Genomic DNA, 25,938 nt, shown 5'->3' with positions numbered 1-25,938 from the left:
GCACCGAAGTGCCCGCCCGGAACTGTTGTGGTGTGCTGCGGAGGCTAGGCTCCGGCGTCGACTTTCTGCTTCTCGGCGACGACGGTCTGGTCCGCGGCGGCGCGGCGGCGGCCGAAGAGGACGTGGTCCAGTGAGAGGCGGCCGGCGCCGAGCAGCGCGATGGCGGCTGCGCCCGCACCGAAGGCGAGCACCAGCTCGTAGCCGCCGTTTTCGACGTACACGCCGGCAGCGACGTGGACCAGGAAGATCGCGCCGAGCATGTTCAGCACCAGCAGGGCCGCGACGGGACGGGTGAACAGTCCGAGGACGAGCAGGAGGCCGCCGACGAGTTCGAGCGTGGCGACGGCGGGGGCGGTCATCGAGGCGAGGGGGATGCCCATCTGGGCGAAGGCGCCCTGGGTGCCGGCGATGGTCCATTCGAAGTACTTCTGCGCCCCGTGGGCGACGAAGAGGAGGCCGATGACGACCCGCAGGACGGTCTGTGCGGCGGTCAAGGTGGTCTGGTTCGGAGTGGTGTTCATACCTCTAGGGTGCCAAACTTCAATTGAAATGTAAACTATTACGGTTTCACTCGCAGAACGAAGAAGATGAAACTCAAGAACGAGTCCCTGCCCTCGCACTGCGGCGGGATGAGTTCCGGGGGCGCCTCCGCGGAGAACGGCGGCTCGCCGACCACCTCGATCTGGAAGCCGGCCTCCGCGAACGCGTCCGTCATCGCGTGCAACGGTCGATGCCAATACGTGAGGATCGCCGGTTGGCCATCGAAGACGAGTTCATCGGAATACCTCGTGGGCTTGAAGTAGTCGGAGCCGGGATTGGTCCAGGGATAGAGGATCGGATGGTTGACGGACATGATGAGCCTGCCGCCCGGCCGCAGGACGCGCCGTACCTCGCGCAACGGGCCCAGCCAGTCCTCCAGATAGTGGAAAACCAGCGAAGCGACCACATCGTCGAACGCGTCGTCGCCGAAGGGAAGCGGCCGCCCCAGGTCGGCCAGCAGCAGCTCCGCCTCGGCGCCCAACCTCTTCCGGGCCAGGGCGATCATCGCATCGCTGGAGTCGAATCCCGTCACGCGGGCGCCGCGGTCGCCGAGGGCTTGCGCGAGCGGCCCGGAACCGCACCCGGCGTCCAGAACCCGACGACCACGGACATCGCCCGCGAGGTTGATCATCGCCGGCCGTTCGTAGAAGCCGTTGAGCAGGCTGGTTTCGTTTTCGGCCGAGTACGCCTCGGCGAAGTCGTCGTAGTCGGTGTCCCGCGTCATCTGCCATGCCTCCGGATCTTGTGAATGAAAAGCGAGCGCTAGTCGCGGATGCGCACCGCGGCCTCCTTGAGGTTCTGCTCTACGCGCGTGTATGCGTCCCGCGCCACGGCCTTCCAGAAGTCCAGCGCCAGGCGGGGCTCTTCGGTCTCCAGGACGGCGATGGCCTCGGCGCTCAGGACCATCAGGCGCACCCGGCCCTCGGCGGTGACGCGGACGGACTGGCCGCTGGTCGCGCCGCCGAGGGCGATCTCGCCGAACGTCATCCCGGCGCCCAGCGTCGAGTGCCGGAAGCGGTGGCCGTTGTGCCTGCTGCTGGTGGCGACCTTTCCGGAGAGGATGAAGTACACGCCGCCGAACTTCTGGCCGACCCGGCGGATCACCCCGCCGTCGTCGACGGTGCTCGGCTCCATCCGCTTCTCGAGCGCCGCGATGTCCTCCGGCGGCAGCGAGGCCAGGGCGGGGAAGTCGGGGATATCGACCCTGTCCGGAACCAGGCCCGGGTCCCCGTGCCCCGTGATGAGCCGTTCCTCCGCCCATTCCACCGCGTCGTTTCGGGTCGCGAACAGCGGGACGTCCTCCGTGCCCGCGCCGGCGGGGTCGCAGGCGTCGACGGCGTCGGCGATCGGGCCCTCGGCCTCGATCAGCGCCAGCCGCCGACCGGCCGCGGCGAGCCCGTCGCGGAGCTCGGCGATCATGCGCATGGACACCGGGCTGACCTCGTCCACGCGCCGCACGTCGAGGATCACGAGCTCGACCGTGTCCTCGAGCGCACTGACGGCGCGCACCATGGACTCGGTTCCGGCGAAGAGCAGGTCGCCGTTCAACTCGACCACGCGGGCGCGGTGGCCGTGGGCTCCCAGCACCTCGGCCGCCTCGTCGTTGCGGCGGACGCCGGAGGGGGAATCGGTGATGTCGTAGCTGTCGCGGATCGCGGACTTTCCGATCCGGGCCGCGCGCACGAAGTGCAGCTCCATGTCCTCGGCCATCCGTTCGGACGTCGCGATGCCCCGCACGGAGGACCCGTGCGCGTTCAGCGGGGGAGAGTAGACGGCGAGCCCCACCTGCCCGGGCTGCACGGCGATGAGCCCGCCGCCGACCCCGGACTTGGCCGGCATTCCGACGGCGGAGGTCCAGGACCCGGCGTCGTCGTACATCCCGCAGGTGGTCATCACGGAGAGCACCCGCTGGACGGCCTCGATCCCGAGCGCGGCCTTGCCGGTCACTGGGTTGGTGCCGCCGTTGGCCAGGGTCGCGGCCATCACCGCGAGGTCCCGCGTGGTCACCAGCACCGAGCACTGGCGGAAGTAGTCGTCGACGTGCGCGTCGGGTTCGGATTCGATGATCCCGAAGCTGCGCAGCAGGTACGCCAGGGCGCGGTTGCGGTGTCCGGTCTTGGCCTCGGAGCGGTGGACCTGTTCGCTGACGCGCAGCGGGCGTCCGGCGAAGTCGGAGTAGGTGGAGAGGATCCGCGCGAACCGGTCGCGTCCGCCGGAGCCTTTGATCAGGGAGGTTGCCGTGATGGCGCCGGCGTTGATCATGGCGTTCGCCGGGCGTCCGGTCTCGCGCGAGAGGGAGATCTCGTTGAAGGCGTCGCCCGACGGTTCGACGTCGACCTTCTCGTCCACCGCCTCCAGGCCGAGGTCCTCGAGCGCGAGCCCGTAGGTGAAGGGCTTGGAAATCGACTGGATGGTGAACTCCGTGTCCGCGTCGCCGACCTCGTAGACGTAGCCGTCCACGGTGGCCAGCGCGATGGCGAAGTTGTCCGGGTCGACGGCGGCCATGGCCGGGATCCCCTGGAACGGGACGCCGTCCTTGTTCTTGGACAGGTCGGCGTGGAGCTCGCGCAGATAGCTCTCGATGGGGGATCGCATGCCGCCAGCCTATCGACACGGAAGACATGAAACCGGAACGTCACCGCGCAATCAGTACGACGCCGGGGCCGGGCTGGTGTGCCTGGCCCCGGCGTCGGTGCCTCCCGCCAGGGAAGGTGGGAACCTGGCCGGACACCTGTGCGGTGCCCCCGCGCCGGACGTTGTCCGGCCAGGCTCCCGATGGGATGCCCAGCCCACGGACCGCGGTGTGGCGCGGGTTCCCCCGTGCACGTTTCTCCCGTGCACCGGCGGCCGTCCCCCAACTGGCCGCCAACCGCTCCGCACCGCTGCGTTTGCTGAACGTCTCCAGTACACAGCGGGCCTCCGACAGTTTGGAACGCGCCGGCCGGAACCGGGGCGCGTTAGGCCCGCCGGGATCCGAAAACGAGGGACGCGGCGGCGGTCGCGCCGGCCACCGAATACACTGCCGGCCAGGCGCCGATCCGCTTGGCCAGCGGGTGCGATCCACCGAAGGCCAGCACGTAGAGCGCCGTCAGCGCCGCGGCCCGGCCGGTTCCGGCGTCGCGCTTCCAGAGAATGAACGCCGCGGTCCCGGCGGCGGCCAACACGGCGCCGCCGAGCGGACGGTTGCCCGTGGAGCGAGCGGTCTGGAATCCGCCGACGAGTCCGGCGGTGGTCAAAAGCGGGGGCACGAGGTTGGCCATGGTTCTCCTGAAGTTGTGGGGCTTCCAGCCTAGTCCCGGGCACGGCCATGACGGTTAGCATGGACATATGCCAGCAAACACCACAGCACAAACCACGCCGCGGAAGGTCGTGATGGTCGCCGGGGTGGCGGCCCTCGGTGGCTTCCTCTTCGGATTCGACAGCGCCGTCATCAACGGGGCGGTGGACGCCATACAGGAGGAGTTCGGCCTGGGCAGCGTGCTGCTGGGCTTCACGGTCTCCTGCGCCCTCCTCGGCGCGATGGCCGGCGCCTGGATCGCCGGACCCCTGGCCGATCGGAAGGGCCGTGTGCGGGCGATGCTGCTGGCAGCCGTCCTGTTCACCGTCTCGGCCGTCGGCTCCGGCCTGGCCTTCGGCGTCGGGGACCTCATCGCGTGGCGCTTCATCGGCGGCATCGGCGTCGGAATGGCCTCCGTGCTGGCCCCCGCCTACATCGCCGAGGTCTCCCCGGCGCACAGCCGCGGCCGGCTGGGCTCGCTGCAGCAGCTGGCGATCGTCACCGGCATCTTCGTCGCGCTGCTCTCGGACGCCCTGATCGCCTCCGTCGCCGGGGGCGCCAGCGAGGTCACCTGGTTGGGACTCGAGGCGTGGCGGTGGATGTTCCTGACGGAGATCGTCCCGGCGATCCTCTACGGCGCGCTCGCCTGGCGCCTGCCCGAGTCGCCGCGCTACCTCGTGTCCAAGAACCGGTTCGCGGAGGCCGGCGTCGTCCTCGGCGACGTCGTGGGACTGCGCACCAAGGAGGCGGTGGAGGAGAAGCTGGCCGCCATCAAGGCCACCATCAACATGGAAACGCGCCAGAGTCTGGGCTCGCTGTTCGGCGGCAAGGGCCGCCTGCTACCGATCGTCTGGGTCGGCATCGCGCTCTCCGTCTTTCAGCAGTTCGTCGGCATCAACGTGATCTTCTACTACTCGACCAGCCTTTGGCGCTCGGTCGGGTTCACCGAGTCGAACTCGCTGACCGTCACGGTGATCACCTCCATCACCAACATCGCGGTGACGATCCTGGCCATCGCCCTCGTGGACAAGGTGGGGCGCCGTCCGATGCTCCTGGCCGGTTCCGCGGGCATGACGCTGTCCCTGGGCCTGATGGCGGTGTGCTTCAGCCAGTCCACGGGAGCCGGCGACGACGTTTCGCTGCCGCAGCCGTGGGGCGTCGTGGCGCTTATCGCCGCCAACCTGTTCGTGGTTTCCTTCGGAGCCACCTGGGGCCCGGTGGTTTGGGTCCTGCTGGGAGAGATGTTCTCCAACAAGATCCGCGCGATCGCCCTGTCCGTAGCGGCGGCCGCCCAGTGGCTCGCCAACTTCGTCATCACCACGTCGTTCCCGTACCTGGCCGAGATCGGGCTGGTCCTCGCCTACGGCCTCTACGCTTCGTTCGCGCTGCTGTCGCTGTTCTTCGTGTGGAAGTTCGTCGAGGAGACCAAGGGCAAGGAACTCGAGTCGATGCGGTAGCCGCCGGGGGCCACCGGAACAAGTGACCCGCGGCGGAGGCCTCGCTTGACTAGGACTCCTCGGTGGCGCCCGGCATCGGAACCACCTCGGTGTCCGGAACCACCTCGGCGTCCGGGACCGCTTCGGAGTCCGGGACCACCGGGGCCGGGGCGTCCACCGCGGTGGGCTGTTCGCGCAGTTCGGCCCGGATGGCGGTGCCGATCTCCCGGGCGCCCGCGCGGGACGGATGGACGCCGTCGTAGGCGAGTCCCTCGGCGTAGCGCCCCGGGTCCGCGGAGCGCAGGCCCGCGGAGGCGTCCACCCAGTCCCAGCCGTGGTCGGAGACGAAACGCTCCAGCCAGGCGTTGTAGGCGAGCGTCCGGGGCGCGAACGCGTCGCGCGGCGGCACGGAGGACACCAGCACGCGGGGGACGCCGACCGTCTCCACGATCCGCTCCAGATTGGAGCCGATCTCCACGAACGGAACGCCGGCGTGGATGTCGTTGGTGCCCGCGATCATGACCAGCACGTCCGCGGCGATCGGGGAAGCTCCGTCGGCCATCTGCGCGGTGGTGGCGCCGCCGACGGCCCAGCCGCCGACGAACGCGGTCGCGTCGCCCTGGGCGAAGTTGACCCAGGACCGCTGGCCGACGACGCGGCGCGCGACGTCGCGCGGGTACGCGTGGTCCGCGGTGATCGAGTCCCCGACGACGGCGAACCGCACCACGTCCGCACCGGCGGCCACGGCCAGGGCCGGGTCCGCCATGCGCGGGGTGGCGTCGCCCGCGGTCGAGCCGGAACGGCCGGGAAGGAACACGAACGACGCCGCCACGAGGACCAGCAGGGCGGCGGTGGCGAGAAGAACGGACAATTTGCGGGACGGCGACGACGGCACGGGGCGCTACTACTTCCTGACGAAACGGACTCCGTTAAGCGTAGGGAGCAACCCGGGTCAGGGGTGCCGTCCAGCGGTGACGATCCGATGACGATTCCCCGGCGGTCAGCCGGGGAACCGTCCGCGCGTTAGCCGTCGATGCCGCCGGTGCAGGCCGCGCCGGGCTCGGGGGTCTGCGCGCCCTGGCGGTACTTCTGGATGAACGTCTCCACGCGCGGGTCCGACGGGGAGTCGGCGACCATCTGGACGCCCCAGGCGCTGAGCTTGATGGGCTCCTCCTGCGCGGCGAACGGGGTCAGCAACATGTAGGTGCGTTCGCCGACGAGTTCCTTCAGCGCGGTGACGTCGGCCTCGGTGGCGTCCTCGTTGTAGGTGATCCAGACGGCCCCGTGCTCCAGGGAATGGACGGCGTGCGTCTCGACGACCTCCGTGTTGTAGATGCCGCAGTTCGCCCAGCCGGGGAAGTGGTCGCCGCCGACTCCGGGGCTCTGTTCGTATTCCACCGGAGCCTCGGTGTGGTTGGAGCTGGCGATCTCGAACTCCTGGACGCCCTCGATCGGCTTGGCGGCCTCGGCGGCCAACGCGTCCTTCTCAGCGGCCTCCTTGGTGATGACGATCGTGGTCGGGATGGCGATCGCGAGGATCGCGGCGACCGCGATCGCGATGGTGATCAGCCGCGTGCGCTTGGCCTTCGCCTGCTGTTGGGCGACCATTTGCTGGGCGTGCTCGCGCTTGGATGGCGTGCGGGGGGTGTTTTCCATGGTGGTGTCCGTATCTTTGGTCGTCGCTCAGCCGAGTTTGGCGAGCAGGTCGTTGAGGGCGTTGATCTCCGATGACTGGGCGGTGATCGTCTTGCGGGCGAAATCGAGCACCACGGGTTTCTCGGCGCTGTCGATGGCGGCCTCTGCCATGGCCACCCCGCCCTTGTGGTGTTCGAGCATCAGTTGCAGGAACAGGCGGTCCGCTTCCGCGCCGGTGGCCGAGGACAGTTTCTCCAGGTCCTCCGCGGAGGCCATGCCCATGGACGCCATCGTGTGGCCGGAGGGCTCTGCCGAGTCGGCGGAGTGGCTCGCGTGGCCTTCCCCGTCCTCGGAGACGAAGTCCTCCATCCAGGCCATGGCGGGGCGGTCGCCGGTCTGCGGCAGTTCCCAGATCTGGAGCCAGGCGAACATCTGGCCGGACTGCTGGGCCTGCGTGGTCGCGATGTCGTATGCGATGGAGCGGACCGCCTCGTTCTCCGAGCGGTCGCGCACCATCAGCGAGAGCTGAACGGCCTGGTTGTGGTGGGTCTGCATGTCGCGGGCGAACCCCGCGTCGGTGGACATCTCGGACGGGTAGTCGGTGCCCGTCGTCAGCGTGCCGAGCAGCCAGCCGCCGACGCCGACCGCGACGACGAGTGCGGCGATCGCCGCGACCAGCGCGCGGCGTGGGCCGCGGGCAACCGGCGCGTCGGCGTCGTCCCGGGGGGCGGGTTCGTGTGGTTGGGGCATGGCGTCTCCGTAGTGCGTGGTCGCAGGTTGCGTCCGGGGCGGACGCGGGGGCAACCCACCGCCATGGTAGCGGCGGAAGGCGGGCGCGGGTGCCCTACGTCCGGCTGATGGAGAGTTCCACGAGGTTGGGCGCCCGCGCCGCCGCCCCGCGGCCGCGCAGTTCAGCGGCGGTACCGTCGTGGCGCCGCGCCCCCCACAGGGAGTCGGAATCGGGGCGCGGCGAGACCGTGGGCATCGTCGGGCTCGACTCGTTGGCGGGTGCGCAGGCGGGGTCCGGGGTGCCGTCGGGGCACCGCACGTCCTCGTAGTCCGGCTGGTCCGCCGCGACGGACACCACGGCGTTTAGGTCCGGTGCGGTGGGGGACGCGCCCGTAGCCGGTGCACCGCCCCCGGCCAGAGCGGCGGCCAGGATCAGGGGAAGCCCGACGACGGCGGCCAGTACCGCGGAGAGGCGCGCGGCGGCTGCTCCGAGCACTGTGCCTCCTTCCTCCCGGCGGCGGGCGGCGCATGGATGCGGCCCGAAAAAGATTGACCATACAAGGGTAACCGCCGAAACTTTGGACGGCCCTCACAGAATGGTCGCATAGCCTCGATCCGTGAATATTCTGCGACATCTCCCGGCAAACGCCGCCACGACCGCCGATCCCGGCTGGTGGACGGCCTCGTGGAACGGCTGGTGGGACGCCGTGGTGGCCGGTTTCACCCGCGGCGTGCCCCTGAATGCCCCCGCCATCACCTTGGTTCTGATCATCGCGGCGGCGATCGCGTTGTCCGTCCCGCGGGCCAGTTGGAGGTGGTTCGGGCTGTTCGTCACGTTCACCCACGAACTCGGCCACGCGCTCGCGGCGATGAGCACCGGACGGATCGTCCGGGGCATCCGGCTGCGGCTGGACCACTCGGGGGAGATGGTCAGCCACGGCCGCGGCAAAGCCGGAGCCGCCTGGGCCGGGTTCTGGGGCTACCCGGCCCCCGCGGTCGCGGGGATGCTGCTGATCTGGTCCGCGTGCGGGGGTTGGGCCGGCGCCGCGCTGTCCGTCGGCGCGCTACTGCTACTAGTGGCGCTGCTCTTCATCCGCAACCCCATGGGGATGCTGGTGGCCGTCGTCTGCGCGGCCATCGCACAGGCGCTGGTCGTGTTCACGCCGGCGGAGGCCGTCGCCTATGTGGCCGTGTCGCTCGGGATCGCGTTGGTGGTCGGCTCCGTGAAGGACTGGTTCAAGGTGGCCCGGGTCCACGCCCGGCCGGGCCAGGCGTGGTCGTCCGACGCGTTCATCCTGGCGCGCGCCACCGGGGTGCCGTCCGTGGTGTGGCTGGCAGGGTTCGCGGCCGTCATCGGCGGGTCCGTGGCGGCGTCGTTCGCGTTGCTCGGCGGGGCGGTCGCCTGAGCCCTCCGGGGGACCAGGCGACCCGCGCTACTCGATGCTCTACTCGCCTCGCTGGTAGACGTCCGGGATCCCGTCGTGGTCGGCGTCCACCCGCTCCTCGGCCTCGAGTTTGCGGTAGGCCTTGTTGCGCGCGCCGAGCAGCACGGCGGCCAACAGCGCGGCAAGTACCGAAGCCAGCAGGATGGCGACCTTGGCGTGGTCGTTCGCCGGGTCGCCGAGCCCGAAGCTGAGCTCCGCGACCAGCAGCGAGACCGTGAACCCGATGCCGGCGAGCAGCCCGACGCCGGTGAGGTCCACCCATTTGAGTTGCGGGTCAAGCGTGGCACGGGTGAACTTCGCCATGATCCAGGTGAACAGCAGGATGCCGACCGGCTTGCCGAGCACCAGGCCGGCGACGATGCCGAGGGTGACGGTGTCGGTAAGGGCCGAGCCGAGTCCCTCGAGGCCGCCCACGGCGACGCCGGCGGAGAAGAACGCGAAGATGGGCACGGCGAATCCGGCGGAGACGGGACGGAACCGGTGCTCGAAGATCTCCGCGAGTCCGGGGCCGGCCTCGGGACCGCCCTCGGCCTTGCTCCGCAGGACCGGGATGGCGAAGCCCAGCACCACGCCGGCGATGGTCGCGTGGACGCCCGAGGCGTGGAGCAGGGCCCATGCGACGATGCCGAGCGGCAGCAGGATCAGCCAGGCGGCGGCCGGCTTCAGCCCGAAGAAGCGGCGGAAGCGCTGCGCCAGGAGTGCGTAGAGGGCCATGGGCACGAGGGTGAGGAGCAACGCCGTCGTATTGATGTCGCTGGTGTAGAAGAAAGCGATGATCGCGATCGCGATGAGGTCGTCCACGACGGCGAGCGTGAGCAGGAAGATGCGCAGCGGGGTGGGCAGGTGGGAGCCGATGACGGCCAGCACCGCGACGGCGAAGGCGATGTCCGTGGCCGTGGGAATGGCCCAGCCACGGATGGTTTCGGGGTTTCCCCAGTTGATCGCCGCGTAGACCAGCGCCGGAATCACGACGCCGCCCACGGCCGCGGCGACGGGCACGATCGCCTTGCTGATGTTGCGCAGGTCCCCGGCGACGACCTCGCGCTTGAGTTCCAGCCCCACGAGGAAGAAGAAGACGGCGAGCAGGCCGTCGGCCGCCCAGGCGCCCAGGCTCAGGTCCAGGTGCCACGGTTCGTAGCCGATCTTGAAGTCGCGCAGGGCGAAGTAGCTGTCCGACGCCGGGGAGTTGGCCCAGATGAGCGCGATCACGGCGGCGGCGACGAGCAGCGCCCCTCCGACGGTCTCCATGCGCAGGATCTCGCCGATGCGCAGGGCTTCGGCGTAGCTGCCTCGCCCGATCAGCGGTCGGCGGCCGGGGGTGGCGCGTTCGGATGGGGGTGTGGGGTTTTCCACGGGATCTCCTGAAAAAGGGGTCGACTGTGCAATCTGCCGACCAGACTTCCCGGCTCACCTTCTACCCAGCCTAGTCGACGGCTGGACCCGTGGTTCCACCGGTGCGAAATGCGGCGTTACCCGCCCGCGATCCCGTCCAGCGCAGCCTGCAGGCGGTTTCCCGCGTCGTCGGCGATCTCGCGGGTGGCGTCGCTGGAGCTCAGCTTGACCATGGCTTGGGGATCGATCGACTCGATGGTGGTCTCGGTGGCGCCGAGCTCCGGTTCGGCCGTGATGCCGCGCTGGGCCAGCTGCGGGTTGCAGGCGCCGAGGATGATGTAGCCTCCGAGGGCGTCGCCGGCGTCCTGGCCGAGCTTCTGGGTGAAGGTCGCGGCGTGGCGATGGTGAGCGTGTAGTCCATGGCGGGTCTCCTGGGGTCGGGGTCTCCTGTGGTTTCGGGCGCCACGCTACCGGCCCGTGGTGGTGCGCGGAAGGGCGTGCGGGTATCCACGGTCCGCCGCGTCGGCAATAGTGGGACCATGGCCGTTTTCGAGTACACCACCGTTATTCCCCATCCCCGCGACGAGGTCTTCGCCTGGTTCGCCCGCCCCGGCGCGCTGGTCAGGCTGAGCCCGCCGTTCTCCGGCAGCGTCCGGCAGGAACCGACCGAGGGCATCGAGGTCGGTTCGACGGCGGTGATCGGCGTGGGCGCGCCCGGCGTCCTGGGCATCGGAGCCGGCTCCGTGGCCGGCGTGGCGGCGGGACTGCTTCCGCTGCCCGGGTGGGCCCGCCCCGAGATCCCGTGGCACGCGCGGCACACCCGCCTGGACCCGGGGCGGTCCTTCACGGACGTCATGGACTCCGGCCCGCTGGAGCGCTGGGAGCATACGCACACGTTCGAGGACGACGCCGGCGACGCGGCTGGAGCGGGCGCTGCGGACAGCCTGGCCGGCCCTGTCGGCGCGGACGGCGACGCCGGCGCGGGCGGGCGGCCCGGGACCGTGATGCGCGACCGCATCGAGTTCGAGCTGCCGCTGGCGTCGAAGCTTCCGGTTGTTTCCGAACTGCCCCTGCTGTCCAAGCTTCCCTGGGGCCGCGCCGCGCGATGGTCGGAGGAGCTGTTCGCCCGCGAGCTGCGGCGCATCTTCGCGTACCGGGAGCGCCAACTACTGGCCGACCTGCGGTTCCACTCCCTGCATTCGGGCGCGCCCCGGACCGTGGCCGTCACGGGGGCCTCGGGACTGATCGGCACGCAGCTGTGCGCGCTGTTGGCAGGGGGAGGGCACCGCGTGATCCGTCTGGTGCGCCGTGCGCCGCGTGGCCCGGACGAGGTCCGGTGGGATCCGGAGCGGGGCGTGCTCGACGCCGAGGCGTTGCGCTCGTGCGATGCGGTCGTACATCTCGCCGGCCAGTCCATCGGCGGGCGCTTCACGCCGGAAATGAAACAGAAGGTCATGTCCAGCCGAACGGCAGGCACGTCCCTCATCGCGCGTACGCTGGCCGAACTGGCGGGGGATGGCCGGCGTCGGACCCTGGTGGGGGCGTCGGGAATCGGCTACTACGGCACGCAGTCGCATCGCACGGGGCCGCCCGGCGCGGGGCTGCACCGCACGGGGCTGGACGGCGCTGGGCTGGACGGCGCTGGGGAAGTCGCCGAGGAAACCGCGGCCGACGACGCGGGACCGAGCCCGTCGTGGCCGACACCGTTGACGGAGGATGCGGCCGAGGGCGACGGCTTCCTGGCGCAGGTCTGCGGTGCCTGGGAGAAGGCGTGCGATCCGGCGCGCGAGGCCGGTGTGCGCGTCGTGAACCTGCGTACGGGTCTGGTGCAGTCGCCGTCGGGCGGCATCCTGCAGCGGCTTTTGCCGCTGTACGTGGCGGGGGTCGGCGGGCCGCTGGGCGGCGATCAGTGGCAGAGCTGGATCGGCATCGACGACATCGTGGGCCTGTACGCGTTCGCCGTGCTCGAGGACGGGGAAGATGCCGCGGCCGGGCCGGTGAACGCGGTCGCGCCCGTTCCCGTCACGGCCCGCGACTACGCCAAAACCCTGGCTCGGGTGCTCCGCCGTCCCGCCGCGGTGCCCGTCCCCGCGTTCGGGCCGCGGCTGTTGCTGGGCGAACAGGGCGCGCGGGAGCTGACCGGGGCGGACCAGCGCGTGTCCGCGGCGAAGTCCGAATCGTGGGGCTACGAGTTCCGCCACCGGACCCTGGAAGCGGCGTTGCGGCACGTGCTGGGGAAGGCTTAGCCGAGCCGGGCGAACGGCTCAGGGCTTGCATGGGCCGGTGTTGAGTGCCAGCGTGGGCACCGAACACCGACTTCAACGGAAGGGATGGTTTGCATGTCCGATCTTTCAGGCAAGAAGGTTCTGGTCGTATCGACGAACGCTGGCGTGGAGCAGGACGAGCTCGCGGTTCCGGTGGAGGAGCTGCGGGCCGCCGGTGCCGAGGTGACCGTTGCCGCCGTCGAGGCAGGGGCGGTCGCGACGACGTCGGGTGGCGAGCCGGGCACCGAACAAAGCGCCGACGCGGCGATGTCGGACGTGGACGATGCCGCCTACGATTTGCTGGTGGTCCCGGGCGGGACCGGGAACTCCGACTCCCTGCGGCTGGATCCGGATGCGCAGCGGATCGTCAACGCGTTTGCCGCCTCCGGTCGTCCGGTTGCCGCCATCTGCCACGCTCCGTGGTTGCTCGTCGAGACCGATCTCGTGAAGGGACGGAAGCTGACGTCGTTCAAGTCCGTACGGACCGACACGGTCAACGCGGGCGCCGAATGGAGCGACGACGAGGTCGTCGTCGACAGCGACGGCGCGTTCACCCTCATCACGTCCAGGACGCCGGCCGACCTCGAGGCGTTCGTCCGAGAGATCAAGGCCGTCCTCGCCGCGTAGGCGCCCAACGAAAGGCAAAACCATGTCTGACCAGGATCGAACCACCAACGACGGCGACACCTTCGACGATCTGATCGCCGGGACCGGCAAATACTCCGACGAGGAGAACGAGGCCGGTAACGAGGGTGACCAGGGCTCAACGGAGCAGGGGAGCGGGCCGAACCCGGATCCGCTGTCGCAGACGATCACCGGGCTGGAGCCCGGTGGCGGCGTGCCGCCGGGCGAGACACCGCCCGCCGAGGGCTCCATGAGCGGTGACCAGGGCCACGACGAATAGACGCGCCCGACGATTAGACGCGCCCGCGTGGCGCGGCTCGGCGTCGGCTCAGGGGGTCGGCTCAGGGGGTTGGGTCGCCGGGCTCTCCGCCCAGAAGCTCGTCGAGCCGCTCGTACCCCTCGGTCATTCCGGACTCCATGCCGGAGGCCGCCATGCCGTTGCGCGACTCCACGTCCGGGTAGACGGCGCGGCCGCGGAGCCGGCAGCGGTCACAGTCCAGTCCGATGTGCTCATACCTGTAGGCGCCGCCGGAGTGGACGTCGAAGTGGTATCTCGATCGTCAGGCGGCGCGGCCTGAGCCACTCTTTGATCAGGTCCGGTTTGGCGTGGGCGGAAGACGTCGCCGACGGGGAAGTCGAATTCCCGCTCGTAGTCGATGAACGGCGTTCCCTCGGGAACGGTGATGCTCAGGGGCTGGCGTGGGCACCGCGAAGCTTGTGTAAAAACTGTTAAACCACTGGGAAGGACGATTTTGGTTTGACGCGGGGGAGGGTGTTTCACCTATTGTCGAATAGTCACGTTTTGATAACGCCCCTCGTTCGGGACGATCGAAGCTGGCCAGCCCGTCCGGTATCCACCATCGTCCACCGGACGGCACATGCCTTGAAACCAATTCGACGCCGGACGATGGCGCACCGAAGGCCGGGGACGGTCCGAGCGTGGGATGGCACCCGGAGAATCGTGAACCAGAAGTCCAATAAAACTTCCCGTTTCACCCGCGCCGGCGTCGCCGGTGGCGTCGCGGCACTGGCACTGACCGGTGCGGCCGCGGGCCTGGGGGCGGCGCCCGCCTCCGCCGCGTCCACCGCAACCTGGGACGCGCTCGCGCAGTGCGAGTCCAGCGGCGACTGGAGCATCAACACGGGCAACGGCTACTACGGCGGCCTGCAGTTCAGCCAGAGCACCTGGGAGGCGTTCGGCGGCACCGGTAGCGCGGCCAACGCCAGCAAGTCCACCCAGATCGCCGTTGCCGAGAAGGTCCTGGCGGGTCAGGGCTGGGGCGCCTGGCCGGCATGCTCGGCCGAACTGGGGCTGTCCGGCAAGGAGGGCTCCATCTCCGGCGCCGCGGCCGAGGTCGACGCCTCCGCGGAGACCGAGGTCCAGGCGGAGGCCGCGCCGAAGCACCGTGCCGAAGCCCCCAAGGCCGAGGCTCCGCAGGCCGAAGCCCCGCAGGCAGAGGTCGCCGAGCCGGCCAAGCAGGCCGCAGGACATGGCAAGCACGTGGCCACCGACGTCAAGGACTCCGGAGCGGACCACACGGTTCAGGCCGGCGACACCTTGGCCACGATCGCCGAGGACCACGGGATCGACAGCTGGAAGGCCGTCTTCGCCGTCAATCAGGATGTCGTCGCGGACGCCAACCTGATCTTCGTGGGCGACAAGCTGGACCTCCCCGGCTAATAGCCCTTCACGCTGGGGCATTCAAGCCCCACGCAAAGGGGTGAAACGAGCCCCTCATGCAACCAAGTGGCGGACCACGCGAACGGTGGTCCGCCACTTGGCGCGTTAACGCTAGCGCGTCAAGCGATGGGCGTATGGGTGTTCCTTGGCGTCAGGTCGAACGGCCTCAGGTTTTGCTGTGCCGGTGCGACGTGTGGTCGCGCGTCAACACGACACCCAGCGCGATCATGCCGACACCGAGGACCAGATGCAGCCAGTTGTCCGCCATGTTCACGGGAACGAAGTTCGCGGCGCTCTCATGCGGGACAACCAAGCCGTAGATCCACAGGACCAGGTAGACGGCGCCGCCCCAAATGAGGAAGTTGCGCGACCCCGAGTCCGTCTTGGCCATCGCCACGCCCGCCGCACCGAACAACAGGTGAACGATGTTGTGGAGGATCGAAACCTGGAAGACCCCGAAGAGCATGGCCTCCGAGGTGTGGCCAGCCACGGAGAGCTGGTCGTAGTTGGTGGTGACGCCCGGGATGAAGCCCAGGAGACCAACCAAAAGGAATACGGCGCCGACGGCGAGGGAGGCCGTCTGAACGTTTGACCTGTGGGCCGTGCGGCCGCTGATGTGACCTGCCGTTGTCATCGTGCTCTCCTCATCAATATCCGCCCCCGGCGGGGGCCGACTGTCGAGCGAAATCGACCTATAGCTGCATGGTAGGAGCATCGGAGCGGAATATCGAGAGGTTGATTGTTGCGGTTTGACAAGTGCTTATGCCCGCTGCGACGCTACGTCGCCGGCTGGCGCGGATGGCCGGCGACCAGCGCATTCCGTACCTCCTCCGCGGACACCAGGTAGGTGTCGGCAACGTCCGCAAGGGTCCAGCCGGCGGTCCGCAGCTCCATGAGCGTCGCGTGCGCCGGCAGCACCCTTGCGTGGGCTTGCGGAGTGGGCGCGTGGGCCGGCAGTGCTCCGGTCCCGCGACCGGACGGGGCGGGCATGGGACGGGAACGCTCGCCCGGGCGCCCTTGCGGCGGCATCTCGTGTCCCCCTTTCGTGGCGACACCACCAGAACACCACGGGCCGGGGACAGTTTGGCCCTACGAGGACGCGTTCACGAACCCCACGAGGATGGCCGTCCACCAGGCGGCCTGCGAAATGGACGCCCCGAGCAGCATGTGGATGCGCTGACCCATAGGGAGGCCGCCGAACGTCGTCGTCGGCGGGAGTTGCACCAGCCGCCGCATCAGGGGAATGAGCAGGATCCCGTTGACCGTCAGAATCAGTACGGCGGCCAGCTTGGTCACCGTCAGCCCGGACGTCAGGTCGGGGCTGAGGAAAACGCCGCTGACCATCATGCCGCCCAGCCCGCCCCAGATCAGCGGGGTGGCGGCGCCGTCCAGCCGTATGGTTTCGCTGAGCCGCCGCCGGCGCAGCAGCCAGAGGAACCCGTGCCAGTCCACCAGCAGGACCACGCCGAAGGCCGCGGCCATGGACACGATGTGGACCGCCAGCGCCACGAGATGGGTCGTGTTGTCGACCGCGACCTGGGTCGAAAGGTAAACGGTGAGGCCCCAGGCGGTCAGGGCCACCAGAACCAGCCCACCGACGAACTTCCGGGTGGACTGTTCGGACATGGGACGGTCGAGGAACGACGCCCGCTCGGTGATGGTGGTGTGCATGGTGTACTCCGGTCTCCTCGCCCGCGCACCCCGCCCCTTGAGCGCCTAGTTCTCGTGTCACTCACTAGGACGCGTGGCGAGCCCGACCGGTTCGATGCGCCGAACAAGTTTTTCCTATCGCCCGTCCGTGATGAGAGGCAGGATGGTTTCATGGCGACGCATACCGAAAACAGCAAGACGTACGACTATTGGCTGGTCAACGCCCGGAGCTGGTGGATCGCCACGGAGCTGTGCCGCCGGCACGCCAGACTGGCGATCCACGAGTGGCGTGACGGCCCGCGAGCCTCCGGCGACGGTCCCCGGGACAGTCTCGGCCTCTTCGACGAGGTTCGTGGCGTCCGCACGATCGACATTAACCGGGCGGGGGACCTGACCGTCGGGGAGGACGGCAGCGCTCCCGACCTCAGCGTCGAGTGGTCGCGCGTCTTCACGTCGCCGGCGCTGGGGACCGTCCTGGAACTCGAGCAGGCCGCGGGGCTGCCCGCCCCGCAGCGGTCGTTGCGCACCGCCGGGCCGCTGTTGACCTACCGGATCGTTACCGCGCTGGTCGCGGGCGGATCGACGTCCACGCGGCCGTGCGAGGTGCGCTCGGCCCTGGCCATCGGGCCGGGCCACCGACCCGCCGAGCACCTCTTCGCCGACTTTCCCGGCGCGGAGGAACGACGCCGGAGCCTCGGCGGCGGCCAGCCCGGCAACCACCCCGGCGGCGGCCAGCCCGGCAACCACCCCGACGGCGAGGACGGCGGCGGGAGCGGCGGCCAGCCGGACGACGCCGCGCACCGCTTCTGGGCGGTCCAGCGCAACGGCGAGGTGGCGTGCCTGCTGGACGACGCCGGCCGCGTGTACCGCCGCGACGAGGCACCCGTGGACCTGCACCCGGCGTTCGATGCCGCCGGACGGAAGATCGGCAGGTTGGTCGCCGACGAGTTCGCGGGGCTGGTTGACTGAGCACATGACGAAGACGATTCGGCCCACCGACCGCACGGCCTGCGAGGCCGCCGACCGGACGGATCCGCTGCGCGCGTTTCGGGAGCGCTTCGTGTTGCCGGACGGCGTCGTGTATTTGGACGGGAACTCGCTCGGCGCGCTCCCGGTCGGGGCGCTGGAGCGCGCCACGCAAATCGTCGCCGAGGACTGGGGCAAGGGCCTGATCCGCAGCTGGAACACGGCCGGCTGGTTCGACCTCCCCGCGCGCCTGGGTGACAAGCTCGCCCGTCTGATCGGCGGTCGCGACGGCGAAACCGTGGTCACGGACACCACCAGCCTGAACCTCTTCAAGGCGCTCGCCTCCGCCGTGCGCATCCAGCAGGTGGACGCGCCGCAGCGCAGGGTCATCCTTACCGAGCGCGACAACTTCCCGACGGACATCTACATCGCCGAGGGCATCAGCGACTTCCTCAACTCCGTGGCCGAGGAGACGGGGACCCGCTACGAGGTCCGCCTGGTCGACGACGCACTCCCGTTGGAGGCGGCGCTGGACGGTTCCGTCGCCGTCGTCTCCCTCTCGCACGTGAACTACCGCACCGGTTCCATGTGGGACTTGCCGGCGGTCACCCGCCAGGCGAACGACGCCGGTGCGCTGGTGATCTGGGACCTCGCCCACGCGGCTGGCGCCGTTCCGGTGGACCTGAACGCGGCCGAGGCCGATTTCGCGGTCGGCTGCACGTACAAGTACCTCAATGGTGGGCCGGGCTCGCCAGCATTCATTTGGGTCAACGCCCGGCACCAGGAGCGGTTCTGGCAGCCCTTGTCCGGGTGGTGGTCGCACGCGAAGCCGTTCGCCATGGCGGACGCGTACGCACCGGCGTCGAACATCAACCGTTTTCTGTGCGGAACCCAGCCCGTGACGAGCCTGGCCATGGTCGAGACCGGGCTGGACGTCTCGCTGGACGCGGACATGGGCCAGGTCCGGGCGAAGTCGCTGGCGCTGACCGACCTGTTCATCGGACTCGTCGAGGCGCGCTGCGCGGCGCATCCGCTGGAGCTGGTGACCCCGCGCTCCCACGCCGAGCGCGGCAGCCACGTCAGCTTCCGGCACCCCGAGGGGTACGCGGTGATGAGCGCGCTGATCGCCCGCGGCGTGATCGGGGACTACCGCGAGCCGGAGGTGCTCCGCTTCGGCGTGACGCCGCTGTACACGTCCCACGTGGACGTGTGGGACGCGGTCGAGGCCCTGCGCGATGTCTTGGACACGCGGGCCTGGGACGCCGAGGAGTTCCGGACCCGCCACGCGGTGACCTAGCCACCCCCACCCACACCACGCGAAGTGGACATTTCCTACCGTTATAAAGCGAGGAAATGTCCACTTCGCGTGGTTGGGGAGGGGAGCTTGGAGTCGCGCGCCTACGCCGGCGCCTCCACGGGCTCCAACTTCACGATCACTGCCTTCGAGACGGGCGTGTTGCTGCCGTCGACGACGGCGTCGAGGGGCACCAGGGCGTTCGCCTCGGGGTAGTAGGCCGCCACGCAGCCGCGCGCCGTCGGATACGCGACGACCCGGTACGCGGGCAGGACTCGCTCGACGCCGTCGTCGTGGACTCCGCGCACGTCCACGAAGCCGCCGTCCACGAGGCGCAGCTCGGCCATGTCCGCGGGGTTGACGAAGACGACGTCGCGGCCCTTCCGGACGCCGCGGTAGCGGTCGTTGTGGCCGTAGATCGTGGTGTTGAACTGGTCGTGTGAGCGCAGTGTCTGCAGGATCAGCGTGCCCGGCGGCGCCTCGAGGGGTTCGAGGTGGTTGACCGTCAGGATGGCCTTGCCCGAGGGCGTGGGGAACGTGCGCGAGTCACGGGGTCCGTGCGCCAGGATGAAGCCACCCTCCTGGCGGATCCGGGTGTTGTAGTTCTCACAGCCGGGCACCACGCGGGAGATATGGTCTCGGATGCGGTCGTAGTTCTTCTCGAAGCCCCGCCAGTCCGCGGCGATCTTGTCGCCCAGAACGGCGTCTGCGATGCGGCTGACGATGGCCGGTTCGGACAGGAGCTTGTGGGAGACCGGTTCGACGCTTCCGGCCGAGGGGTGGACGGCGCAGACCGTGTCCTCGACGGACACGAACTGCGGTCCGGACTCCTGGACGTCGATCTCCGTGCGGCCCATGGTCGGGAGGATCAGCGCCTCGTCGCCGACGACGGTGTGCGAGCGGTTGAGCTTGGTGGAGATCTGGACCGTCAGCTCGGTCTGCTCCACGGCGGCCTCGGCCACGTGGGTGTCGGAGATGGCGGCGACCAGGTTGCCGCCGAGCGCGGCCAGGACCTTGATCTTCCCGTCGCGCATGCCGCGGATCGTGGCGATGGAGTCGGCGCCGTGTTCCCGGGGCGGATCGAACGCGAATTCACGGCCGAGGGCATCCATGAACGCGGGCGGCATCTGCTCCCAGATGCCCATGGTGCGGTCGCCCTGGACGTTGCTGTGGCCGCGGATCGGAGACGCGCCGGCGCCCGGCTTTCCGATGTTTCCGCGCAGCAGGAGCAGGTTGATCATCTCCTTGATGGTCGCGACCCCCTGCTTCTGCTGGGTGATGCCCATGGCCCACGTGATGATGGTCTTCTCCGAGGCGATGTAACGCTCGGCGAGTTCGTCGATTTCCCAGGCCCGCAACCCGGTGGCGCGCAGGACCTCGGCCTCGTCGACGTTGGCGAGGTGCGCCCGGAGCTCCTCGAGCCCCTCGCAGTGTTCGGCCAGGAACGCGTGGTCCAGGACGGTCCCGGGGTTGCGGTCCTCGGCGTCGAATACGCGCTTGGTGACGGCCTGCAGCAGGGCAATGTCTCCGCCGAGCCGGATGTGCAGGAACTGGTCGGCCAGGTCGGTGCCGTGGCCGATGATGCCCTTGACCTTCTGCGGGTTCTTGTACCGGCGCAGGCCGGCCTCGGGCATCGGGTTGACCGCGACGATGCTCCCGCCGTTCTCCTTGCAGGCTTCCAGCTCGGTGAGCATCCGCGGGTGGTTGGTGCCCGGGTTCTGGCCCATGACGATGATGAGGTCCGCGTTGGCGAAGTCCTCGAACGTGACCGTGGCCTTGCCGACGCCGATGGTCTCTCCCATGCCGACTCCGGAGGATTCGTGGCACATGTTGGAGCAGTCCGGCAGGTTGTTGGTGCCGTAGCCGCGGACGAACAGCTGCCAGAGGAAGGCGGCCTCGTTGGAGGTGCGGCCGCTCGTGTAGAACGCGGCCTGATCGGGGGAGTCCAGGGACTTGAGCTTGTCCGCCAGAATGCGGATGGCGCCGTCCCAGGAGATCGGCCGGTAATGGTCTTCCCCGGCCGGCTTGTGCACGGGCTCGGTGAGCCGGCCCTGCATGCCAAGCCAGTATTCGGAGCGTTGCCGGAGTTCGCTCACGGGGTGTTCGGCCCAGAAGTCCGAGTCGATGACCACGGGCGTGGCCTCCCAGGTGACGGCCTTGGCACCGTTCTCGCAGAACTCGAACGCCTTGCGTTTGTGGGGGTCGGGCCAGGCGCAGCTGGGGCAGTCGAAGCCGTCCTTCTGGTTCATCTTCATGACGGTCTTCGCCGTGCGCACCGGGCCCATGTGCTTCAGGGCCGGCTGCATGGAGTGGTAGACGCCCGGCAGTCCCGCCACCCATGATTTGGGGTGGTCCTCGACCTCGATGTTCCTCTCGTCGGGTTCCTCGACGGACGGGTCGCTTCTGGTCACGGTTGCTCCTTGGTCGGGGGAGAGCGCCGCGCTCCCGCGTAGTTGCTGTTTCGGCCCTTCTACTAGGCCTAACAGTCGTGGGGGTGGTCCCGCAAGGGAAGAGGGGCGTCCAGTCCACCCATCCGGCAGGCGATCGTCCATCCACGGCGGCCGGCAACAGTCCACCCATTGCGGCCGGCAACCGCTCCGGTTAATACTGGGCGCCGTGGGATCCTCTCTGATTTTCGGTGCGGTCGCCTCCAGCGCGTTAGTGCTGGGGGCGCTGGTTGGTGTCCGGTTCGAGCTGCCCAAGCGCGTGTTGGCGATGCTGCTGGCGTTCGCGGCCGGTGCCCTGATTACGGCGCTGACCTTCGAACTGTTCCTCGACGCCTACGAGAAGGGCGGCATGTGGCGGGCGGCCTTGGGCCTGCTGGCCGGCGCCGCGGTGTTCACGGCTCTGAGTGCCTTCCTGGACCGGCTGGCGCAGCCCGGCGAGGCCACCGAGGGCGCGCCCGTCGACGAGTTCGACGGCAGCGCGAAGCTGGACACGGACGCGGCGGCCCAGGAGAAGGCCCCGGGCAAGGCGTCCACGCACGGGGCGGCCGGCATGGCGTTGCTCGCGGCCGTGACCCTGGACGGCGTCCCGGAGAACATCGCGCTCGGCGTCTCGCTGACCGAGGGGACCGGCGGACTGGCCCTGCTGGCCGCCATCTTCGTTTCCAACCTGCCCGAGGCGCTCGTCGGGGCGGCCTCGATGCGCAGTCAGGGGAAATCGGCGGGACGCGTCGTCGGCCTGTGGTCCGTGTGCGCGGTGCTGCTGGTCGCCGCGGTCGTGGTCGGCGCCGGCCCGCTCTCCGGCAGCGACCCGGAGACCATTTCGCTGCCGTTGGCGTTCGCCGCCGGGGCCGTGATCGCCTCGCTCGCCGACACCCTCATGCCGGAGGCCTACGAGCACGGCGGCCCCGCGGTGGCCCTGAGCACGACGGCGGGTTTCGTCCTCAGCTTCGCGCTGTCGCTGTCGTAGGGGGCAGCCTCCGGGCGAGCGCCGCCCGGGTCGGCAGCGCGCGGGCGAGCACCGACGTCGTTCCCCGGCCGGCGGCCGCGTCGATGACGGCGGGGTTGCCGACGACGACCAGGCGGTTCCGCGCGCGGGACAGTCCGACGCGCATCTGCTCGGCGGCGGTGGCCGAGTCGTCGAAGCCGTTCACGCACAGCACGACGGCGGGGCGCTCGAGTCCGCGAAATTCGCGCACCTGTCCGTAGAACTCCTCGTCGCCGGCGTGGCAGGAGGCCCAGTATGCGGTCGGCGAGGCCGCGTCCAGGAGGTTCGCCTCGTGGTACGGGTGGCGCCGTCCCGTGGTGAGGACGGCGATCTCGCTCTTCCGCCAGCCCTCGCGCCGCAGCGCGACGACACAGTCCATGGCGAGGTCCTCGGCGTCGTCCGTGAAGCATGGCTGGAAGCTGGCGGGAACGGACGGGGCGGCCACGGCGTCGGCCTGCGCGACGTCCGAGTACGCGAACACGCGCCCGGCGACGTGGTTTTCGGGGCAGACGGGGGTCCGGAGCGAGGCCCGCAGGATTCGCCACTCGAGGTCGGTGAAGTCGGGCGCCTCGTGCACCACGATGGCGTCGAGTTTGCGGTGTTCGGGAAGCCTGTGGACGGCGCGCAGCAGGCGGTCGGGGTCGTGGGTGCCGAGCCGGAGCGCGTAGTCGGAGAACCGGCCCGTGTGCACCGGCACGGCCTGGCGCCAGTCCATTACCTCGTCCCGCCAGTAGGTGGCCAGACCCATGCTGCGGCAGAACAGTCCGACCTTCAGCCGGAACGCGCACAGTTGTTGGGCCTTGCGCAGGGCCACGTGCGTGGTGTCCGTCCCGACGGCGGCGCCCGTGTCCCACCCGGCGACGTCTGCGGTGCCGTAATCCGTATGGTCCAGTGCGTGCACGGACATGGTGTCCCCCTGTTCCCCCGAACAGCCCGGATTCTCCCCAAAAACGCGTGTTCCCCAAGAAAACGCGTGGGCTGTTCCCCAATGGAACCAATGTAGCCCCGGCGGGCCAAGGCCAAAAGGGTCCGGGACCCCCTATTTAGCGCGACCCGGCGCGGGGAGGTTCGAAACGGGGTGCCGCCGCAACGATGGGTCCGTCACGGGGAGCGCCGGAATGTATAAGGCTGCCTAGGCGAGGCGGGCCTTGACCATCTCGCTGGTGGCCTTGCCGTCGTAGCGGCCCGCCACCTCGGCGGAGACCAGCTTCATGACCTGGCCCATCTGGCGCATGCCCGGAGCCTCGCCGCCGGACGTGAGAGTGGCGATGGCGCGGTCGACGATCGCGGCGACGTCGTCCTCCGTCAGCGCGGCGGGGAGGTACGTCTCGATGAAGTCCGCCTCGGAGCTTTCCTGTGCGGCGCGGTCGTCCTGGCCGGCGTCGGTGTAGGTCTGCGCGGTTTCGCGGCGGCGGGCCGCCTCCTTTTGGAGCAGCGACGTGACCTGCGCGTCGTCGAGCTCGATCGGCGTCTTGCCGCCCTTTTCCTTGGTGTTGATCTCGCCGAGCAGGTTCCTCAGGGTCATCAGGGCCAACTTGTTGCCGGACTTCAGGTGGGCGGTCATGTCTGCGCGGAGTTGGTCCTTGAGCGAGCTCACGGCGGTGCCTTTCGGTAAGGGAGTGGGGGAGGTTTCTACTGTTCGGTGAGCAGGCGGCACGCGGACCCGGTCGTGGCCAGCGCCGGCTCGTCGTGATCCGTCGGGATCTTGCCGAGGCGGATGATCAGGTCCGCCACCAGCACGGTCTTGGACGGAAAGTGCGTGTAGAACGTCGTCCGCGAGGTGCCCGCGCCGACGGCAGGGTCGTCGATGGTGGTCGCGGCGTAGCCCTTGGTTTCGAAAAGTCCCGGCGCCCCGTCGAGCAGGAGCCGTTTCGTCATCGTTTTTTGGGCTTCGCGGAGTGTGGCCATCCGGATAAGGGTAACCCGGTTCGGCACGTCGGTGTCGACGAAGTGCCCACCACCGCAGGTGTCACAATCCGGCGAGCGCCGTTCCGACGTCGGGATGGAAATAGGTGTTCCGCAAACGGGGTTGTGCGGGATCCACCCACGGCGGCGGCACCCAGTACGGAACGCCTGCGGCAACGACGATGGTCCAGTCGCCCGCATGTGCGAGGTGGTGGTGGAACGAGCAAGCGAGGACCCCGTTGTCGACGTCTGTCGGGCCGCCGTGGGACCAGGGGAGTATGTGGTGCGCCTCGGTCATGAAAGCGTGCACGGTGCATCCCGGGAAACTGCAGCCACGGTCTCGTGCGTAGAGGATCTTGAGTTGCTCCGGGGTGAAGAGGCGTTCTCCGCGGCCGACCTCGAGCACCTGGCCCTCGCCTCCCATGACCACCGGGATGATCTCGGCGCCGCAGGCCGCCTGTCGGATGTGCGCGGGGTGGATGCGACCACCGATCGCGGTCTCCGAGGTGGGCAGGTGCCCGGGGTCCAGCTCGTCGAGTTGGTCGAGGAGCGTCTGGTAGTCGATGGTCACCATGACCTGAGGGCGGTGGCCGCCGTTTCGGGGCAGCTTGCCGGAGATCAGGCCGGCGTCGATGGCCATGATCAGGCCGTCGAGCAACTTCTCGGGCCGAGAGCGTGGGTCTTCGGGGGCCTCTGCGGGCTCACCGTCTGGCGTGGCCGCTGCGAACGCCGCCGGAATGGTGTTGCCCGCGATGTCGACGGCGGTTCCGACGGCTCTCCCGGCCGAGGCTTCGCTTGCTCGTGCGTCCGCGTGTCCACCCGCATCCGTGTGCTCACCCGCGTCCGCGTCCGGCTCCGGACGCGCCGGACACGCTGGCGGCGCTGGCGGCGCCGGGGTCCGTGGTCCGGTCCGCGGATTGGCGGCTGGGAGGCAGGCGGCCAGGAGCTTCTCGGCCTGCATGTCGTCCGTGAAGAGTTCGAAGTGCCGAAGCCCGAACTTCCTGCCCAGGTCCACGAGTCCGAGGTGTTGCCGTTTGGTCTGCTCCGACGGCTCCATCCCGTCCTGATCGAAGGCCTGAACCCACTTCTGGGCGGCCTTCCGAACGGTTTCCGGCGTGGACTGGAGCGCGGTCTGGGTGAGGTTTTCTTCCATGGCGGCCAGCTGGCGGGCGCCGCCTCCGGGGAGCTGGGCGGCGACCGAGGCAACGCCATGCAATTGCCTGCTGATGAGTTGTGCCGTGTTGGTGGAGATCCAGCCGTCGCGTACGGCACCGGCGAGCGTCGGGTACATCGGAGCAAGCGATTCGCCCGTGATGGATTGCCGCGGCAGCAGTTGTTCCGCCGCTTCCAGGCGCCGCTTCGCGTCGCCAAAGGGGATCATCAGCGTCTTGGAGAGAAAGTCGGCAGTGGACCGGTATTCGGACTTGTTGCCCGCCCCAGTGCCGGACATTCCCAGCCCGGCGACATTCGAACGCTCCGCGACCTGGGCGGCGGACATCTGGGCGAGCCCGACCATCCGCGCGAGGGTTTCCACTCCGCGCAGGAGTTCGACAGCCTCTCGCGCCTCGATGACCTGGCCGCTGAATTCATCGACGGCGGCGCGCAACTGTTCCGCGAGGCCCGAAAAGTCCGGCCCCGCCGTCGTCGTTCCCGCCCATGCGATGGTCATGCATCTACTCTTCCGCCGCGCCAGCGGGCTGTCTTCTGGGACCGCGCGAAAGTGGACAG

Annotated in this window: 26 protein-coding genes; 9 read left to right on the top strand and 17 right to left on the bottom strand. The window is 69.4% G+C overall.

Annotated features, from left to right (window positions below; genetic code table 11):
• Positions 1-44: 44 nt before the first annotated feature.
• The 4 genes from ACHAAJ_RS05600 to ACHAAJ_RS05585 all read right to left on the bottom strand — a co-directional run bounded on the left by ACHAAJ_RS05600 (position 45) and on the right by ACHAAJ_RS05585 (position 3,800).
• Complete coding sequence (locus ACHAAJ_RS05600) at positions 45-521, bottom strand: DoxX family protein (RefSeq protein WP_435727012.1); 477 nt, start codon at positions 519-521, stop codon at positions 45-47.
• 38 nt (positions 522-559) lie between these two features.
• Positions 560-1,264 carry a class I SAM-dependent methyltransferase gene (locus ACHAAJ_RS05595; RefSeq protein WP_435727011.1) on the bottom strand — a complete coding sequence of 235 codons (705 nt, stop codon included), beginning with the start codon at positions 1,262-1,264 and terminating at the stop codon, positions 560-562.
• A 38-nt stretch (positions 1,265-1,302) separates the two neighbouring features.
• Complete coding sequence (gene glsA, locus ACHAAJ_RS05590) at positions 1,303-3,135, bottom strand: glutaminase A (protein ID WP_435727010.1); 1,833 nt, start codon at positions 3,133-3,135, stop codon at positions 1,303-1,305.
• A gap of 362 nt (positions 3,136-3,497) precedes the next feature.
• Entirely contained in the window at positions 3,498-3,800 is a 303-nt protein-coding gene (locus ACHAAJ_RS05585) for a hypothetical protein (protein WP_435727009.1), read from the bottom strand.
• A 67-nt stretch (positions 3,801-3,867) separates the two neighbouring features.
• Between ACHAAJ_RS05585 and ACHAAJ_RS05580 the strand changes: the two genes are divergently transcribed.
• Positions 3,868-5,274 (top strand): sugar porter family MFS transporter, encoded by a 1,407-nt coding sequence (locus tag ACHAAJ_RS05580; RefSeq protein WP_435727008.1) that lies wholly within the window; start codon positions 3,868-3,870, stop codon positions 5,272-5,274.
• Positions 5,275-5,323: 49 nt separating this feature from the next.
• On the opposite strand, the gene ACHAAJ_RS05575 is transcribed toward ACHAAJ_RS05580, so the two are convergent.
• The 4 genes from ACHAAJ_RS05575 to ACHAAJ_RS05560 form a co-directional block, all read right to left on the bottom strand.
• Positions 5,324-6,148, bottom strand: coding sequence for an SGNH/GDSL hydrolase family protein (locus ACHAAJ_RS05575; protein WP_435727007.1), 825 nt, complete (start codon positions 6,146-6,148; stop codon positions 5,324-5,326).
• A gap of 128 nt (positions 6,149-6,276) precedes the next feature.
• Positions 6,277-6,909 (bottom strand): thioredoxin-like domain-containing protein, encoded by a 633-nt coding sequence (locus ACHAAJ_RS05570; RefSeq protein ID WP_435727006.1) that lies wholly within the window; start codon positions 6,907-6,909, stop codon positions 6,277-6,279.
• 27 nt (positions 6,910-6,936) lie between these two features.
• A complete protein-coding gene (locus tag ACHAAJ_RS05565) occupies positions 6,937-7,638 on the bottom strand; it encodes a DUF305 domain-containing protein (protein ID WP_435727005.1) in 702 nt (233 codons plus the stop codon).
• Between the two features lie 94 nt (positions 7,639-7,732).
• On the bottom strand, positions 7,733-8,113 hold the full coding sequence (locus ACHAAJ_RS05560; protein ID WP_435727004.1) for a hypothetical protein: 381 nt from the start codon (positions 8,111-8,113) through the stop codon (positions 7,733-7,735).
• A 121-nt stretch (positions 8,114-8,234) separates the two neighbouring features.
• On the opposite strand from ACHAAJ_RS05560, the gene ACHAAJ_RS05555 reads away from it, so the two are divergent.
• Complete coding sequence (locus ACHAAJ_RS05555; protein WP_435727003.1) at positions 8,235-9,023, top strand: M50 family metallopeptidase; 789 nt, start codon at positions 8,235-8,237, stop codon at positions 9,021-9,023.
• Positions 9,024-9,062: 39 nt separating this feature from the next.
• Here the strand turns inward: ACHAAJ_RS05555 and nhaA are convergent, their stop codons facing one another.
• Positions 9,063-10,415, bottom strand: a complete 1,353-nt coding sequence (gene nhaA / locus ACHAAJ_RS05550; protein WP_435727002.1) for a Na+/H+ antiporter NhaA — start codon at positions 10,413-10,415, stop codon at positions 9,063-9,065.
• Between the two features lie 518 nt (positions 10,416-10,933).
• Here nhaA and ACHAAJ_RS05545 point away from each other — a divergent pair.
• The 4 genes from ACHAAJ_RS05545 (at position 10,934) to ACHAAJ_RS05530 (ending at position 14,963) form a co-directional block, all read left to right on the top strand.
• Positions 10,934-12,640: an SDR family oxidoreductase gene (locus ACHAAJ_RS05545; protein WP_435727001.1), complete on the top strand. Its 1,707-nt coding sequence runs from the start codon at positions 10,934-10,936 to the stop codon at positions 12,638-12,640.
• A 93-nt stretch (positions 12,641-12,733) separates the two neighbouring features.
• Positions 12,734-13,285 carry a DJ-1/PfpI/YhbO family deglycase/protease gene (locus tag ACHAAJ_RS05540; protein WP_435727000.1) on the top strand — a complete coding sequence of 184 codons (552 nt, stop codon included), beginning with the start codon at positions 12,734-12,736 and terminating at the stop codon, positions 13,283-13,285.
• Between the two features lie 22 nt (positions 13,286-13,307).
• A complete protein-coding gene (locus ACHAAJ_RS05535; RefSeq protein WP_435726999.1) occupies positions 13,308-13,562 on the top strand; it encodes a DUF6480 family protein in 255 nt (84 codons plus the stop codon).
• 681 nt (positions 13,563-14,243) lie between these two features.
• The gene (locus tag ACHAAJ_RS05530) at positions 14,244-14,963 is read left to right on the top strand and encodes a transglycosylase family protein (RefSeq protein WP_435726998.1); all 720 of its coding nucleotides are present in this window, start codon (positions 14,244-14,246) and stop codon (positions 14,961-14,963) included.
• A gap of 166 nt (positions 14,964-15,129) precedes the next feature.
• Here ACHAAJ_RS05530 and ACHAAJ_RS05525 read toward each other — a convergent pair whose 3' ends face one another.
• The 3 genes from ACHAAJ_RS05525 to ACHAAJ_RS05515 form a co-directional block, all read right to left on the bottom strand.
• Positions 15,130-15,597: a DUF4383 domain-containing protein gene (locus ACHAAJ_RS05525; protein WP_435726997.1), complete on the bottom strand. Its 468-nt coding sequence runs from the start codon at positions 15,595-15,597 to the stop codon at positions 15,130-15,132.
• Positions 15,598-15,740: 143 nt separating this feature from the next.
• On the bottom strand, positions 15,741-15,953 hold the full coding sequence (locus ACHAAJ_RS05520; RefSeq protein ID WP_435726996.1) for a hypothetical protein: 213 nt from the start codon (positions 15,951-15,953) through the stop codon (positions 15,741-15,743).
• Between the two features lie 99 nt (positions 15,954-16,052).
• The gene (locus ACHAAJ_RS05515) at positions 16,053-16,634 is read right to left on the bottom strand and encodes a hypothetical protein (RefSeq protein ID WP_435726995.1); all 582 of its coding nucleotides are present in this window, start codon (positions 16,632-16,634) and stop codon (positions 16,053-16,055) included.
• 150 nt (positions 16,635-16,784) lie between these two features.
• Between ACHAAJ_RS05515 and ACHAAJ_RS05510 the strand changes: the two genes are divergently transcribed.
• Both ACHAAJ_RS05510 and kynU read left to right on the top strand, forming a co-directional pair.
• Positions 16,785-17,582 (top strand): TY-Chap2 family putative peptide chaperone, encoded by a 798-nt coding sequence (locus ACHAAJ_RS05510; protein WP_435726994.1) that lies wholly within the window; start codon positions 16,785-16,787, stop codon positions 17,580-17,582.
• 4 nt (positions 17,583-17,586) lie between these two features.
• Positions 17,587-18,876: a kynureninase gene (kynU, locus tag ACHAAJ_RS05505; RefSeq protein ID WP_435726993.1), complete on the top strand. Its 1,290-nt coding sequence runs from the start codon at positions 17,587-17,589 to the stop codon at positions 18,874-18,876.
• A 101-nt stretch (positions 18,877-18,977) separates the two neighbouring features.
• On the opposite strand, the gene ACHAAJ_RS05500 is transcribed toward kynU, so the two are convergent.
• A complete protein-coding gene (locus tag ACHAAJ_RS05500) occupies positions 18,978-21,284 on the bottom strand; it encodes an FdhF/YdeP family oxidoreductase (RefSeq protein ID WP_435726992.1) in 2,307 nt (768 codons plus the stop codon).
• Between the two features lie 205 nt (positions 21,285-21,489).
• On the opposite strand from ACHAAJ_RS05500, the gene ACHAAJ_RS05495 reads away from it, so the two are divergent.
• Positions 21,490-22,287 (top strand): ZIP family metal transporter, encoded by a 798-nt coding sequence (locus ACHAAJ_RS05495; RefSeq protein ID WP_435726991.1) that lies wholly within the window; start codon positions 21,490-21,492, stop codon positions 22,285-22,287.
• Here the strand turns inward: ACHAAJ_RS05495 and ACHAAJ_RS05490 are convergent.
• The 4 genes from ACHAAJ_RS05490 to ACHAAJ_RS05475 all read right to left on the bottom strand — a co-directional run bounded on the left by ACHAAJ_RS05490 (position 22,262) and on the right by ACHAAJ_RS05475 (position 25,879).
• A complete protein-coding gene (locus tag ACHAAJ_RS05490; RefSeq protein WP_435726990.1) occupies positions 22,262-23,212 on the bottom strand; it encodes a P-loop NTPase family protein in 951 nt (316 codons plus the stop codon). The genes ACHAAJ_RS05495 and ACHAAJ_RS05490 overlap by 26 nt on opposite strands.
• 225 nt (positions 23,213-23,437) lie before the next feature.
• Positions 23,438-23,902, bottom strand: a complete 465-nt coding sequence (locus ACHAAJ_RS05485) for a GatB/YqeY domain-containing protein (protein ID WP_435726989.1) — start codon at positions 23,900-23,902, stop codon at positions 23,438-23,440.
• A 35-nt stretch (positions 23,903-23,937) separates the two neighbouring features.
• Positions 23,938-24,213 (bottom strand): TetR/AcrR family transcriptional regulator, encoded by a 276-nt coding sequence (locus ACHAAJ_RS05480; protein ID WP_435726988.1) that lies wholly within the window; start codon positions 24,211-24,213, stop codon positions 23,938-23,940.
• Positions 24,214-24,274: 61 nt separating this feature from the next.
• Positions 24,275-25,879 (bottom strand): HNH endonuclease signature motif containing protein, encoded by a 1,605-nt coding sequence (locus tag ACHAAJ_RS05475; RefSeq protein WP_435726987.1) that lies wholly within the window; start codon positions 25,877-25,879, stop codon positions 24,275-24,277.
• Between the last annotated feature and the right edge of the window lie 59 nt (positions 25,880-25,938).

It is taken from the genome of Arthrobacter arnarulunnguaqae, assembly GCF_051262515.1.
Classification (GTDB): domain Bacteria; phylum Actinomycetota; class Actinomycetes; order Actinomycetales; family Micrococcaceae; genus Arthrobacter_N.
The sequence above is the reverse complement of the archived record's forward strand: the minus strand, read 5'-3'. Positions and strand labels throughout refer to the sequence as shown.

What these genes read in the sequence shown, in the direction of transcription:
- ACHAAJ_RS05600 (WP_435727012.1), bottom strand. Translation starts at nt 521, where the DNA reads ATGAACACCACTCCGAACCAGACCACCTTGACCGCCGCACAGACCGTC.
- ACHAAJ_RS05595 (WP_435727011.1), bottom strand. Translation starts at nt 1,264, where the DNA reads ATGACGCGGGACACCGACTACGACGACTTCGCCGAGGCGTACTCGGCC.
- glsA (WP_435727010.1), bottom strand. Translation starts at nt 3,135, where the DNA reads ATGCGATCCCCCATCGAGAGCTATCTGCGCGAGCTCCACGCCGACCTG.
- ACHAAJ_RS05585 (WP_435727009.1), bottom strand. Translation starts at nt 3,800, where the DNA reads ATGGCCAACCTCGTGCCCCCGCTTTTGACCACCGCCGGACTCGTCGGC.
- ACHAAJ_RS05580 (WP_435727008.1), top strand. Translation starts at nt 3,868, where the DNA reads ATGCCAGCAAACACCACAGCACAAACCACGCCGCGGAAGGTCGTGATG.
- ACHAAJ_RS05570 (WP_435727006.1), bottom strand. Translation starts at nt 6,909, where the DNA reads ATGGAAAACACCCCCCGCACGCCATCCAAGCGCGAGCACGCCCAGCAA.
- ACHAAJ_RS05565 (WP_435727005.1), bottom strand. Translation starts at nt 7,638, where the DNA reads ATGCCCCAACCACACGAACCCGCCCCCCGGGACGACGCCGACGCGCCG.
- ACHAAJ_RS05545 (WP_435727001.1), top strand. Translation starts at nt 10,934, where the DNA reads ATGGCCGTTTTCGAGTACACCACCGTTATTCCCCATCCCCGCGACGAG.
- ACHAAJ_RS05540 (WP_435727000.1), top strand. Translation starts at nt 12,734, where the DNA reads ATGTCCGATCTTTCAGGCAAGAAGGTTCTGGTCGTATCGACGAACGCT.
- ACHAAJ_RS05535 (WP_435726999.1), top strand. Translation starts at nt 13,308, where the DNA reads ATGTCTGACCAGGATCGAACCACCAACGACGGCGACACCTTCGACGAT.
- ACHAAJ_RS05525 (WP_435726997.1), bottom strand. Translation starts at nt 15,597, where the DNA reads ATGACAACGGCAGGTCACATCAGCGGCCGCACGGCCCACAGGTCAAAC.
- ACHAAJ_RS05520 (WP_435726996.1), bottom strand. Translation starts at nt 15,953, where the DNA reads ATGCCCGCCCCGTCCGGTCGCGGGACCGGAGCACTGCCGGCCCACGCG.
- ACHAAJ_RS05515 (WP_435726995.1), bottom strand. Translation starts at nt 16,634, where the DNA reads ATGCACACCACCATCACCGAGCGGGCGTCGTTCCTCGACCGTCCCATG.
- ACHAAJ_RS05510 (WP_435726994.1), top strand. Translation starts at nt 16,785, where the DNA reads ATGGCGACGCATACCGAAAACAGCAAGACGTACGACTATTGGCTGGTC.
- kynU (WP_435726993.1), top strand. Translation starts at nt 17,587, where the DNA reads ATGACGAAGACGATTCGGCCCACCGACCGCACGGCCTGCGAGGCCGCC.
- ACHAAJ_RS05490 (WP_435726990.1), bottom strand. Translation starts at nt 23,212, where the DNA reads ATGTCCGTGCACGCACTGGACCATACGGATTACGGCACCGCAGACGTC.
- ACHAAJ_RS05480 (WP_435726988.1), bottom strand. Translation starts at nt 24,213, where the DNA reads ATGGCCACACTCCGCGAAGCCCAAAAAACGATGACGAAACGGCTCCTG.
- ACHAAJ_RS05475 (WP_435726987.1), bottom strand. Translation starts at nt 25,879, where the DNA reads ATGACCATCGCATGGGCGGGAACGACGACGGCGGGGCCGGACTTTTCG.